Source organism: Citreicoccus inhibens (genome assembly GCF_019039035.1).
Lineage (GTDB): Bacteria > Myxococcota > Myxococcia > Myxococcales > Myxococcaceae > Citreicoccus > Citreicoccus inhibens.
Genome location: NZ_JAHNZT010000002.1, coordinates 84,902 through 97,508, shown reverse-complemented (window position 1 = coordinate 97,508; position 12,607 = coordinate 84,902). Strand labels below are relative to the sequence as shown.

Here is a 12,607-nt window from a genome sequence, read left to right as displayed (position 1 = left end):
CCCCAGGTACGCGCCCTCTTATGGCCAGCCTCACCGTCCGCTCCCCCGATGGCAAGGTCCTCACGGTCTCCCTGCGCAAGCGCATCACCAGCCTCGGCCGGGGTCCTGACAACGACGTGCGCCTGGAGGACCCCGCCGTCCCCGACAGCGCCCTGCACGTCACCTTCGATGGCAGCCGCTACGAAGTGGGCACCCTGGGCGCCACCTTCCAGGTCAACGGACGCAAGCGCGACACCCACGCGCTGGCCACCGGTGACGTGGTGCGCGTGGGCGGCACCGAGCTTGTCTTCACCCGCGACGACGCGCCCCGCGCCCCGCCGCCCCGCACGCCCACGGCCGAGGTGGAGGTCTCGCTGTCCTCCAACAGCTCGGACTCGCACACCGCCGAGGTGCCCGGGGTCCCCGGCCGCGAGCTGGTGCTCCTGCGGCGGCTGACCGCCTTCAGCGAGCGGCTGCTGGGCAGCTACGACGTGGAGCGCATCCTCGAGAGCCTCATGGACGAGGCCATCGAGGTGACGCGCGCCGACAAGGGCTTCCTCATCCTCATGGAGAGCGGCGAGCCGCGCGTGAAGGTGGCGCGCAACATCTCCCGCGAGAACATCGAGGACGCGGTGGAGAAGCTCTCCGACTCCATCATCGCCAAGGTGGTGCGCGACCAGCGCGCGCTCATCCTCGCGGACGCGGTGGACGCGCCCGAGTTCAAGGCCAGCGAGTCGGTGGTCAACCTCAAGGTCCACTCGGTCATGTGCGTGCCGCTCATGCACAAGGGCGACCTGTTCGGCGTGCTCTACGTGGGCAATGACCGGCTGGTGAACCGCTTCGAGCCCAAGAGCCTGGACATGCTCACCGTCTTCGCGGCGCAGGCGTCCCTCATCCTGCACAACGCGCTGCTGGTGAATGACCTCAAGCTGGACAACACCGAGCTGCGCAAGAAGCTGGAGGATCAACGCTACGGCGACATCGTGGGCGCGTGTCAGGGCATGCGCGACGTGTACAAGCGCATCGACAAGATCGCCCCCACGGACATCTCGGTCCTCATCACCGGCGAGACGGGCACGGGCAAGGAGCTCATCGCCCGGGAGATCCACCGCCGCTCGCCGCGCACCAAGGGCCCGTTCATCACCATCAACTGCGGCGCCATCCCGGAGAACCTGCTGGAGAGCGAGCTGTTCGGCCACACCAAGGGCGCCTTCACCGGCGCGGTGGCCACGCGCCCCGGCAAGTTCCAGGCGGCCATCGGCGGCACGCTGTTCCTGGATGAGATTGGCGAGATGCCCCTGCAGCTCCAGGTGAAGCTGTTGCGCGCGCTCCAGGAGAAGGTCGTCTACAAGGTCGGCGACAACCGCGGCGAGGCGGTGGACATCCGCGTGGTGGCCGCCACCAACAAGATCCTCGAGGAGGAAGTGAAGCGGAACACCTTCCGCGAGGACCTCTACTACCGGCTCAACGTCGTCACGTTGAAGCTGCCGCCGCTGCGTGAGCGCGGCGAGGACATCATCGTCCTGGGCCGCTTCTTCCTTCAGAAGTACGCGCGGGAGTTCAACTCGCGGGCGCGCGGCTTCACGCCGTCCGCCAGCGTCTCGATGAAGAAGTACAGCTGGCCGGGCAACATCCGCGAGCTGGAGAACCGCATCAAGAAGGCCGCGGTGCTCGCGGACAAGCCGCTGCTGGGCTCGGACGATCTGGACCTCAAGCCGGAGAACCTGGAGCCCATCATGCCGCTGCTCCAAGCGAAGGAAGAGTTCCAGAAGCGCTACATCAACGAGGTCCTGGCGCGGAACAACGGCAACCGCACCAAGACGGCCAAGGACCTGGGCGTGGATCCCCGCACCATCTTCCGCCACCTGGAGAAGCTGGAGGCGGAGAAGACGGGCCGGCCCCTTCCCCCCGAGGAGGGCGAGGAGCTGCTCTGACGGCGCCAGGTCCCTGAACGATGCGACCCTCCTCGATTCGAGCCCCGCGCGAACGACGGTCCCCCACGACGTGGGGACTGTTCGGGCTCGCCCTGTGCCTGGGCGTGGCGGCCGGCTGCCTCGTCCCGCAGGACAGCGCCTCGTTCCTGGACAACCTGCCCGTCATGCTCAACCGCCCACCACGCATCATCGAGAACCAGGTGCGGCCCCCGGAGCGTCTCATTCGCGACTTCGGCGCCAGCACGTGCGCGCTCGACTTCTCGGTGGAGGTGCAGGATCCCGACGTGGACGACACGCTCAGCGTCGAGTGGTACGTGGACTATCCCACCGACGGCCGCATCCAGCAGGTGGACGAGTTCACCAACACCGGGCGCCCGGACCGCGCGGGCGGCGCGCAGCTCCACGTGGACCTGCGCGCGGCCAACAGCCTCCTGGCGAGCCCGGGCCTGCACGTCGTGGAGGCCATCGTGACGGACACCCGGCTCATCCACCGCGAGCCCCGGCCGCGCGGACAGCTCGACCTGGCGGACGGCGGCACGGTGGTCAATCCGGGCTTCGCCACCAGCTATGCCTGGGTCGTGAACACCGTGCAGGGGAACTGCCGATGAACGCTCGGCTTCGCATCGCGACCTGGGTGGCGGTGGCGCTGGGCGCCCCCGCGTGCGGACTCATCGACGATTCGACCAAGGCCGCGCAGCTCGTGTGCGCCTCGGACGCCGAATGCGGCCCCAAGCAGGTCTGCTTCGCGGACGGCTGCGGAGACCCAGGCCGGGACATCGTCGTCGAGGTGACCGCCGCGCCCAGCCAGGGCGTGCATGCCCAGGACTTCCCGGTGGACAACCTGCGCCCGCAGCAGGACCTCCAGCTCTTCGGCCCGGCGTCGCTCCAGGGGAAGGTGACGCGCAACGTGAGCGCGACGGCCGACGGCGGCGTGGGCCCCACCGCGTACCGCGACAGCATCACCGTGCGCGCCACGGGCACCAGCCGCCTCATCCCCGGCGTCTCGCGCCACTACGAGGCCACGCTCGTGCCCACGGACGGCGCCTACGCGATGCCCGTGGGCACCGGGGACTACGCCGTGACGGTGGTGCCCGGTGACGTGACGGTGCCGCCCATCACCCGGGCCGGCGCGGTGGATCCCGGCCTCCGCGCCTCGCTGGACTTCTTGCTCGCCGCCCCCGAGGCGCTGGTGCGCCTGGAGGGCGTGCTCGTGGAGCAAGGCACACAGCCGGTGGCCACGGACATGGAGGTGCAGGCGTTGGATGCCAGCCTGCGTCCGCTGTCCCAGCGCGTCCGCGTGGAGCGCGGCACCGGGCGCTTCGTGCTCAACCTCGCCCCCGAGGCGGCGCGACTCGCCACCGTGCTCCTGGCCGCGACGTCGGTGAACAACGACGACGGCGTGCCTCGCAAGACGTTCGTGGTGGATCCCCGCGTGGGGCTTCCCGAGCCGCTGGCGCTGGGCGCCTACGGCACGCTGGTGCGCGTGGGAGGCCGTGTGCTGGACGCGCGCGGACAGCCCATCTCGGGCGCCACCGTGTCGATGGAGGGCAGGGTCGGCGGGGGCGGCGGCTACGTGAGCCGCCCGGTGCTCACCGGCACGGACGGACGCTTCGAGCTGCTGTCGCTGCCGAGCGGCGCGGAGGGAGCGCTCGCCCTGGTGACGGTGCCGCCGCCCGCGTCCACCGCGCGCATCACCCGCCAGGCCGTGACGGTGCCCGCCGAGCTCACCGTCCTGCCGGACATCACCTGCCAGGATCGGCTCCTCGTCACCGGCACGATGCTGACGCCCGACGGGAATCCCGCCCCGGGCGTGCGAATCGTCGCCGAGCCGCTGGCCGAGGTGGCCGGATGGCCCCTTCCCTCCTCGGGCACGCAGCCTCGGGGCGTCACGGACGCGGACGGCCACTTCGAGTTCCGCGTGGACCCCGCCACCTACCGGCTGGACTTCACCCCGGGGGAGAACCTGCCGCGCGTCAGCCGCTTCGTCACGGTGCAGCCCGTGGGCTCGGGCGATCCCGGGGCCACGCGGCTGGAGCCCTTCACGCTCTACAAGGGGCGCAGCATCACGGGGCTCGTCACCATGCCGGGGGGCGTGCTGCACACGCCGGGGGACCTGGTCCCCAACGCCTCCATCCGCTTCTTCCGCGTCGTCACCGTGGCGGGAAAGCCCTCCGCCGTGCTGCTGGCGCAGGCGCTCTCCGACAGCTCCGGTCACTACACGGTGGTGCTGCCCACCCGTTGAACCTTCAGGGCAGCGAGCCGGCCGCGGCGTTGGCCTGCGCGGCGTCGAACGCGGCGTGCAGCGCATCCACCGCGCCGCCCACCTCGCCCGCGTACTGCACGGCGTGGATGGTGTAGAGGTCCTGCACGTGCTCCAGGCTGCGGAACAGGGTGCGCAGCTGCACGCGCGAGGGGTCCCTCGAGTCCAGCGCGCAGCGTGACTCCTCCTGACGCGTGCGCGTGAGCCAATCCGCGCGGAACTTCATCCACTCCTGATCCACCTTCTGCGCCGGCATCACGCGCACCAGCTTCTCGCGCTCCGTCTCCAGGTCCGCCCAGAGCGAGCGCGCGGTGTCCAGGCACTCGCGGAAGGTGAGCGGCGGCGTGGACGGGGGCGGCCGAGCGGGCGTCATCGCCGCCACCGAGCGCCCCACGTTCCAGATGAGCCAGAGGCAGAACAGCGTCGAGAGCGCGATGTGGATCCCATAGGCGCCACCGCGGAATCGACGGTAGCGGGGATCTTTGCCAGGGTCGGGAGCGGACACGGGGTCCAGGTCTTACGACCGTGGCCCCCGCGTGGCAACGCCCCTGTCATGGACAGCGTCCGCTAACAGGGGCGGTCCGGACACCTACTGCGGCGCCGCGGTGGCCGCGGGAGCCTGGGCCGGCGCAGGCGCACCGGCGGCCGGGGCAGGCACCGGGCCCGGCGCGGCGGTGTCACCGCTCATCAGCCGCTTCACCGTGGAGAGGCGCCCGCGGAACTGCGACAGGTACTGGGTGGCCGGGTACGTGGCCAGCGCCGAGCGCACCGTCTCGGCCGCCTTCTCCAGCTGATTGGTCTCCTGGTACGACTGGGCCAGCAGCAGCATGGCGTAGTCACGCGTCTTCGACTTCTTGTCGCTCTCGACGAAGCGAACCAGCAGCGGCACCGCCTTCTCGTGCTGGCGCAGCTGGTTGTAGGCCGTACCCAGGAAGAAGGACGCGTCCAGCGCGTCCGCCTCCGAGGGGTTCATGGCCAGGAAGCGCGAGAGGTCCTCCACCACGGCGCTCATCTCGTTGCGGCGGAAGGCGGCCTTGCCACGCTCCAGCGCCGCGTCGCCCGTCTCGCGGCGGAGGATGGCGGCGCGATCATTCAGCGCCTGCCGCTCCAGCGAGCTGAGCCGCGACGTGTCCAGCTTCACGAGCGCGTCGATGCCCTTGAGCCGCTCGTCACCGGGCAGCGTGGTCATCATCTTGTAGACCTCGGCCGCCGCGCGCTGCGCGGTCTGGTGCGAGGACAGCTCACCGCGCTGCTTCTCCAGCTGCGAGCTCAGGTCCGCCACCTGCTTCTCCAAGCGCTCACGTTCCCCCGTGGCGCTGGAGCTGCGCGCGCTGGTCACCATCACCGCGGCGCCGGTGGCCAGGATGGCGAACAACGCGTAGGCCACGGCGGAGGACAACCACTGGCGCTTCTGGAAGTCCTCGTGGCGCTTGCCCACCGCCTTCACCTCCGCATGGAGGTTCTTCAGCAGGTTGTCGGTCTTGATGACCAGGTTGCGCGACTCAATGACTTCCCTGCGGAGTTCGGAGAGTTCCTTCTCGACATCGGACTTCGGCTGTTCGCTTGGCATGGACATCTTCCTGGGCCCGGAGACGACTTCGGCCGACTCGCGCATGGTAGGGAACTCCGAGGGTAGTGCAGCGACTTTTCCGCACCGGAACAGGACTCGGGTGCCTTCACATTCCAGTCGCCGCGCTCGCGCGCACGCTCGGTCGCTGCCCGCGACTAGAAGCTTCCAACGCTCCTGGAAGGCTCGGGCGAGAAGGCATACGTCAGGCCGAGCGTGAACCAGTTGCCGCCGCCGTTGAAGCTGAACGGACCGGGGTGTCCCTCGGCGTCCGGCGTCTCCACCGGGCCGCGCAGGAAGGCGAGCCGGTACTCGGCGGTCAGGCCCCAGTGCGCGGACAAGCGAAGCGTGGCGCCAATCGAGCCCATCCACGCCTGCGTGACGTTCTCCACCATCGAAGAGCCCTCGCGCTTGGACGCCGCCACGGCGGGCCCGGTGAGGATGCCCGCGAAGGGCACCAGCCCCTGCGGGCCAATTCCGTCCAGCACGCCCTGGAAGCGCAGGCCCACCAGCGCGCCGTACGACAGCGTCGTCAGCTTGCGGCGCTCGAAGGTGCCGTCGCCCACGGGCTCGGCGAGCCGCAGCGAGTTGTTGCCGCTGACGAAGAGATCGATCCCCAGCTCCACCAGGTCCGTCACCGCGTACGCGAAGGTGCCCGTCAGCACGGGCCCGTCACCGCGCGGATCCTCACCGCGCTCCGGTGGAGGGAGCCACGCGCTGCCGACCTTGCCGGGCCGGTACCAGGAGTCGAAGAGGGTGTCATTCGAGGTCAGCCGCCAGCCGCCGCTCACGGTGATGCGCCCCACGCCGTCCAGCGATTTCGGTGCGGCGTCCTCCGGTTGGGCGAGCGCGGGCGTGGCGAGGAGGACGAGCAGGGGCAGGAGTCGGCGGGGCATCGGGCGGGCTCAGGATGGACTCACCGCGAGCGGGGCGGGCGCACGGCGATTTCGAGGAACGTGGTGCGCCGCCGACACAGCGACGCGACCACGCAGCGGGCCACGCAGAGCGGGCCGAACTCCCGGAGGACGACGCCCAGGTTGGCCAGCACGTCACGCAAGGTGATGACACCGCGCATGCGCTCGCTCCTCGCGTGGGAACCGTGAGTCCGCCCCGTGCTACAGGCGTGTGGCGGACCGTAACAGCGACCTCCCACGCGTCAACTTTCCGGGCGCGCAAGGGCGCGACACGCCTGGGGTTCTCAGCGGGCGCGGCGCTCCAGCTCCAGGAGCGGCATCTCCAGCACCACCACCGTGCCGTGCGTGCACGGGGGCGTGAAGTCCGCCTTGTCCAGCTCGCCCAGCAACGCGCGCAGCTGCGCGTCCGTCAGCGGCGTGGTGGTGGCGCGGCGCGCGGCATGGCACGCCATCACCCGCACGGCCTCGGCCAGCGACACGGCATCCAGCTCGCCGCCCGGGGGCGGCAGGGCCCGCGCGAGCGCCTCCAGCAGCGCGCGCGGCTCCGTCCCCTCCAGACCGGCCGGCACCGTCTTCAGCGCCACCGCCGTGCCGCCGAAGGGCTCCACGTCCACCCCCAGCCGCGCGAGCGCGTCGCGGCCCTCCACGAGCGACCGGGCCGCCGCCAGCGACAGGTCCACCGTGGTGCCGAACAACGAAGGCGCCGGGGGCTTCGAGGTGTCCAAGAGGCGCAGGTAGGACGTCAACCGCGCGCGCTCCAGCGCCGCGTGCGGATCCAGGACCACGAGCGTTCCGCCCGGTCCCTCGCACACGTGGAAGCGCCCGCCCAGCAGGCCCAGGGGCCGCAGCGCGCCGAAGTACCCGGGAGGTGGCGCCTCGTTGAGTTGAGGCTGGGCCTCGCCGAACGCGGGGGCGCGCCCGAGCGGCAAGCCGCCCAAGCCGCCCGCGAAAGGACCGGCCTGCGGGCTCGACGGCACCGAGGGCGCATCCATCACCGTGGGCAGCGGCGCGCCCCACGTAGCCTCCTGGGCCCGGGTGAGGAAGCGCTCCACTGCGAGCGCGTAGTGCGCGGCGTCCTGCGGCTGCGCGGCCCCCTCCTGCCCCGCCGCGCCCAACCAGGGCGCCGCGCGCAGCACCCGCGTGAGCGCCGCGCCGATGGTGTCCTGCACCCCGCGCGCATCCGAGAAGCGAACCTCCTGCTTCTGGGGATGCACGTTGACGTCCACCGCGCGCGGATCCACGTCGATCTGCAGCACCACCACGGGCTGCCGGCCCGCGGGCAGGAAGTCCTGGAAGGGCCGCTGCACGCAGCTGATGAGGCCACGGTCGCGCACGTAGCGTCGGTTCACGAAGGTGTAGAGCCCTCGCGCGTTGGGCAGCGTGTACTCGGGCGAGGCGATGTAGCCGGTGACTGTCACGCCCAGCCGCCGCTCCTCCACGGGGAACAGGTGCGGATGCGACGCGGGGCCCAGCACCTCGGCGATGCGGTCGCGCGGGTCGCTGCCGGACGCGGCGCTGGTGAACAGCGCGTTGCCCTCGTGCGTGACGAAGATGGCCACGTCCGGGTAGGCGAGCGCCAGCCGCATGGCCGCCTCCTCGGCGTGCTTCAGCTCCGTGTCGCCCTTGCGCATGAACTTGCGGCGCGCGGGCACGTTGAAGAACAGGTCCTCCACGCTGATGACCGTGCCCACCCGAGGCGGCGCGTCCTCCACCACCGCCGGGCCGCCGCCCTCCACCGTCACGCGCGTGCCCACCAGCGCGCCCGGCTCCGCGGTGTGCAGCGTGAAGCGGGACACGGAGGCGATGGCCGGCACCGCCTCGCCCCGGAAGCCCATGGAGTCGATGCGGAACAGGTCGTCCAGCTCGCGCAGCTTGCTGGTGGCGTGGCGCTCCAGGCAGAGCATGGCGTCCTCGCGGCCCATGCCGTGGCCGTCATCCGAGACGGTGATGCGCCCCAGCCCCCCGCCCTCCAGCTCCACGCGGAGGGTCCGAGCCCCCGCGTCGATGGAGTTCTCGCACAGCTCCTTCACCACCGAGGCGGGTCGCTCGACCACCTCGCCGGCGGCAATCTTGTTGATGAGCACGTCGCTCAGGCGCGCGATGCGGGACATGGCAACCGTCCACCCTCCGCCACCCGGAGGGCGTTGTCCAGCGCATCCATGACGCAGTGGGCTGACATTCCCGGGCGTCTGGGCTAACACCTGGACCCGCGTATGGACGTGACACGAGCAGACAAGGGCCCGATGCGCGTCGCCGTGACGGGCGCCAGTGGCGAATTCGGCAAGCTGCTGCTCCCGTTGCTGGAGCGCGACCCGAACGTCGAGCGCATCGTCGTGCTCGACGTGGCGAAGCCCGCGGGCGACAAGGTCGAGTTCCACCGCGTGGACCTCACCCGGCACGACGCGGAGGGCGAGCTGACCGACGCCCTCACCGAGCACGCGGTGGACGCGCTCTATCACCTGGCCTTCCTCTTCGGCCCCATCCGCAGTGGCTCGATGGCGCACGAACTGGAGGTCGTGGGCACCATGAATGTGCTCACGGCGGCCGGGCGCGCGCGGCTGCCCCGGCTGGTGGTGCCCTCGCTGACGGCCGCGTACGGCGCGCGGGGCAACAACCCCGCCCTGCTGCGGGAGGAAGCCCCGCTCCAGGGCTGCCCCCACAGTCGATTCATCAACGACAAGGTCGAAGTCGAGGGCCAGGTCATGGCCTTCCGCGAGCGACACCCCGACACGCGCACGCTGGTGCTGCGCTTCGCGCCGTTGCTCGGCAGCGACGTGGACAACCCCGTCGCGCGCTTGCTGTCGCGCGCGGTGGTGCCCACCCTGCTGGGGTACGATCCGCTGTGGCAGGCGCTGCACGCGGAGGACGCCGCGCGGGCGCTCCACCTGGCGCTGCGGGCGAACGCGTCCGGCGCGTTCAACATCGTGGGGCGCGGTGTGCTGCCGCTGTCCGGCCTCATCCGTCAGGCGGGTGCCCGCCCGCTCCCCCTGCCCGGCCCGATGTTCCGGGCCGCGCTTCACGCACTGGACATGGCGGGCGCGGCGACGTTGCCGGTGGCCCTGCTCGACTACATGCATTACTCCTGGGTCGCGGATGGAGAGCGCGCCGAGTCGGCGCTGGGCTTCGTCCCCGTCCACCACGTCAGGGATGCCGCTGCGGCGTTGAGGAGGAGCTGAGTCATGGCGAAGGGTGTCCTCGGGAATGATCCGTTCCAGCGCGGCGCGGCCTCCCGCCAGCCGGAGGCCACGGACGCACGCAAGCCCGCCGAGGAGAAGAAGCCCGCGGCGAAGAAGGCGAAGGCCTCGGGCAAACCTCCGAAGCAGGCCGCGGCGGCCAAGGCGACGAAGTCCCGTCAGCCCCCCGCGGCCTCCGCGAAGAAGGCCAGCGCGAAGGCGCGCGAGAAGGCGGCTCCGCCCGTCGCGCCGGAGCCCATCGCCGATGAGGCCATGCCCCTGCGCGAGCCTGCGGCGCCCGTCACGCCTCGCACCACCCCACCCGCGCGCCCCCCCGTCATGGCGGACGACGCGGCCCAGCGCACCGCGGAGAATCGCCGCGTGGACCGCGCGCTGACGGAGGCGCTCGCCGCCGAGGTGGCCGAGGCCGCCGCCGCGGCCGCCGTGGACGAGGCGCTCCAGGGGCGCGAGGAAGCCAACCAGGACGTGGACCGCGTGCTGGCCACGGAGCTGGCGGCGGGCATGGCCGAGGCCGCCGTACGCGAGGTGTTGGACCAGGACTCCGGCACGAGCCCGCACCGGGCGCGGGAGCTGGCCGCCACCGTCGCCGCCCAGGTCGCGGGCGCGGCGGGAGGGCCCGCGGTGGACGAGGTGCTGGAGCAGCACGCCAGCCGAGGCCCCCTGGAGCGCGGCGCCGACAGCCGCGCCCCGCTGTCCTCGGACGAGTACGAAGGTCACCTCGAGGACGAGGACGACGAGGACGCGTGGGGCCACGACGCGTGGGGCCTGAACGCCGACGCGGACGATGAGGAGCCGCTCCCCACCTCCGAGGAAGTCGCCGCGATGGAGCAGGAGCTGGAGCTGACGGCCAGCGTCACGCGGGACGAGTTCCCGCCGCAGCGTCGCTCGTCCCTGTCGCTCGTGCCTCCCGTGGAGGGCGCGCAGGCGGAGTCGTTCTCCGCGGGCGAGTTCGGCACCGAGCCAGAGCGTCCGCCCCCCTCCCGCGCCGGCGGAATGTTCGCGCTGGCGCGGGAGATCGCCGGCCAGGCGCTCGCGAGCGAGGGACTGGGACGCGCCATGGGCGCCATGCAGGGGCTCGTGGAGGCCGTTCGCACCGGGCTCGGCGCCAGCGGTGGCACGCGCGTGGACGAGTACGGCAAGGACGCCGCGCTGGTGGAAAACCTCCAGCCGGTGCTCGACTTCCTCTATGGCCCGTACTGGCGCGTGTCCGTGCAGGGCGCGGAGATGGTGCCCTCGGGCGCGGCCATCCTGGTGGCCAATCACTCCGGCGCCCTGCCCTATGACGGGCTGGTGATGGCGCAGGCCATCACCCGGGAGCGGCCGGATCTGCGCGAGCCGCGCTGGCTGGTGGAGGATCAAGTCTTCCACGCGCCGGTGCTGGGCACCCTGTTCAACCGGCTGGGCGCCGTGCGCGCCTGTCCGGAGAACGCGCTGCGCCTGCTCGACGAGCAGCGCCCCGTGGTCGTCTTCCCCGAGGGCTACCAGGGCCTGAGCAAGCCCTTCGCGGAGCGCTATCGCCTGAAGCGCTTCGGGCGCGGCGGCTTCGTGAAGCTGGCGCTGCGCACGGGGGCGCCCATCGTCCCCGTGGCCATCGTGGGCGCGGAGGAGACGTCGCCGCTGCTGGGCCGCATCCCCGCCAGCTTCCTGGGGCTGCCCTACCTGCCGCTCATGCCCGGCCCGCTGCCACTGCCCGCCAAGTGGAGCATCCGGTTCGGTGAGCCCATCGACCTGGGAGACCTGGCGCCCGAGTCCGCGGAGGACCTGGGCGAGGTGCAGCGCCTCACCGAGCGCACGCGCGAGTCCATCCAGGGGATGATCCAAGCCCTGCTGCGCGAGCGCCGCTCCGTGTTCGCGGGGTGAAGTCCGTCAGCCGCAGGAGCGGTTACGGCCGCCCTGCTTCGCTTCGTAGAGCCGCTCATCCGCCGTGCGCACCAGGTCCATGGGCTCGCGGTGGTGCGGCTCCAGCACGGACACGCCCAGCGACACCGTGACGGGGATGGGCTGCTTGTCGAACTCGAAGCGCTGATTCTCCACCAGCAGCCGCACCTTCTCGGCCAGCTGGCGCGCGCCGCTCAGCGATACCTCGGGCAGGAGGATCCCGAACTCCTCGCCGCCGTAGCGCGCGAAGACGTCCTCGCGGCGGATCTTCGTGCGAACGGTGGACGCCAGCTGCTTCAACACCGAGTCCCCTGCCAGGTGGCCGAACGTGTCGTTCACCGCCTTGAAGTGGTCGATGTCCATCAGCACGAGCGACAGCACGCGCTCGTAGCGCCGGCTGCGAGACAGCTCGCGCTCCAGCTGCTCGTCGAAGTAGCGGCGGTTGTAGATCTGCGTGAGGCCGTCCATCGTGGTCAGCCGGTAGATCTCGTCGTGGTACGCCGCCTCGATGTTGCCGCCCGCGATGTACTTGAAGATGGTGCGGCCAATCTTCACCAGGTCGCCGTTGCGCAGCTCGCGCGGCGTGGCCGCCGGCTCGTCGTTGATGAACGTCCCGTTCGTCGAGCCCAGGTCCTGGATGCGCACACCGTCGCGCGTGTTGCGGATGCTCGCGTGGTTGCGGCTCACCGACTCCTGATCGATCTGGATGTCCGCCTTCGACGAGCGCCCGATGAGCGTCTCCTCGCGCGCCAGGTCGTGCTTGCGACCCAGGTCCAGGCCGTAGATGACCACCAGCGCCGCGTCCAAATTGACCGGCCGCTCGGAGATCTTGGAGATGACGGTGATGACCGTCTCCTTCTGCACCATACCGGGCTTGACGC

11 protein-coding genes are annotated in these 12,607 nt (G+C 71.3%); 5 read left to right on the top strand and 6 right to left on the bottom strand.

Annotation, left to right across the window (positions count from 1 at the left end):
• Nucleotides 1-20: 20 nt before the first annotated feature.
• Genes KRR26_RS03025 through KRR26_RS03015 form a run of 3 tightly spaced genes read left to right on the top strand, consistent with a single transcriptional unit; the run spans nucleotide 21 to nucleotide 4,155 of the window.
• The gene (locus KRR26_RS03025) at nucleotides 21-1,913 is read left to right on the top strand and encodes a sigma 54-interacting transcriptional regulator (RefSeq protein ID WP_120203844.1); all 1,893 of its coding nucleotides are present in this window, start codon (nucleotides 21-23) and stop codon (nucleotides 1,911-1,913) included.
• A gap of 20 nt (nucleotides 1,914-1,933) precedes the next feature.
• On the top strand, nucleotides 1,934-2,521 hold the full coding sequence (locus KRR26_RS03020) for a hypothetical protein (RefSeq protein ID WP_233576735.1): 588 nt from the start codon (nucleotides 1,934-1,936) through the stop codon (nucleotides 2,519-2,521).
• Entirely contained in the window at nucleotides 2,518-4,155 is a 1,638-nt protein-coding gene (locus tag KRR26_RS03015) for a carboxypeptidase-like regulatory domain-containing protein (RefSeq protein ID WP_217079078.1), read from the top strand. The genes KRR26_RS03020 and KRR26_RS03015 overlap by 4 nt, the downstream gene beginning before the upstream one ends.
• Before the next feature lie 4 nt (nucleotides 4,156-4,159).
• On the opposite strand, the gene KRR26_RS03010 is transcribed toward KRR26_RS03015, so the two are convergent.
• The 5 genes from KRR26_RS03010 to mutL form a co-directional block, all read right to left on the bottom strand.
• Complete coding sequence (locus KRR26_RS03010; protein ID WP_217079077.1) at nucleotides 4,160-4,678, bottom strand: hypothetical protein; 519 nt, start codon at nucleotides 4,676-4,678, stop codon at nucleotides 4,160-4,162.
• Nucleotides 4,679-4,762: 84 nt separating this feature from the next.
• The gene (locus tag KRR26_RS03005) at nucleotides 4,763-5,788 is read right to left on the bottom strand and encodes a tetratricopeptide repeat protein (RefSeq protein ID WP_217079076.1); all 1,026 of its coding nucleotides are present in this window, start codon (nucleotides 5,786-5,788) and stop codon (nucleotides 4,763-4,765) included.
• A gap of 110 nt (nucleotides 5,789-5,898) precedes the next feature.
• Complete coding sequence (locus KRR26_RS03000) at nucleotides 5,899-6,636, bottom strand: hypothetical protein (RefSeq protein WP_217079075.1); 738 nt, start codon at nucleotides 6,634-6,636, stop codon at nucleotides 5,899-5,901.
• A gap of 20 nt (nucleotides 6,637-6,656) precedes the next feature.
• Entirely contained in the window at nucleotides 6,657-6,815 is a 159-nt protein-coding gene (locus KRR26_RS02995) for a hypothetical protein (protein ID WP_199723702.1), read from the bottom strand.
• Nucleotides 6,816-6,938: 123 nt separating this feature from the next.
• Entirely contained in the window at nucleotides 6,939-8,765 is a 1,827-nt protein-coding gene (gene mutL / locus KRR26_RS02990) for a DNA mismatch repair endonuclease MutL (RefSeq protein WP_120203836.1), read from the bottom strand.
• A gap of 102 nt (nucleotides 8,766-8,867) precedes the next feature.
• On the opposite strand from mutL, the gene KRR26_RS02985 reads away from it, so the two are divergent.
• A complete protein-coding gene (locus tag KRR26_RS02985) occupies nucleotides 8,868-9,830 on the top strand; it encodes an SDR family oxidoreductase (RefSeq protein WP_120203834.1) in 963 nt (320 codons plus the stop codon).
• Nucleotides 9,831-9,833: 3 nt separating this feature from the next.
• Nucleotides 9,834-11,708 carry a lysophospholipid acyltransferase family protein gene (locus KRR26_RS02980; protein WP_217079074.1) on the top strand — a complete coding sequence of 625 codons (1,875 nt, stop codon included), beginning with the start codon at nucleotides 9,834-9,836 and terminating at the stop codon, nucleotides 11,706-11,708.
• 6 nt (nucleotides 11,709-11,714) lie between these two features.
• Here the strand turns inward: KRR26_RS02980 and KRR26_RS02975 are convergent, their stop codons facing one another.
• Nucleotides 11,715-12,590 (bottom strand): GGDEF domain-containing protein, encoded by an 876-nt coding sequence (locus KRR26_RS02975; protein WP_120204169.1) that lies wholly within the window; start codon nucleotides 12,588-12,590, stop codon nucleotides 11,715-11,717.
• Nucleotides 12,591-12,607 lie beyond the last annotated feature (17 nt).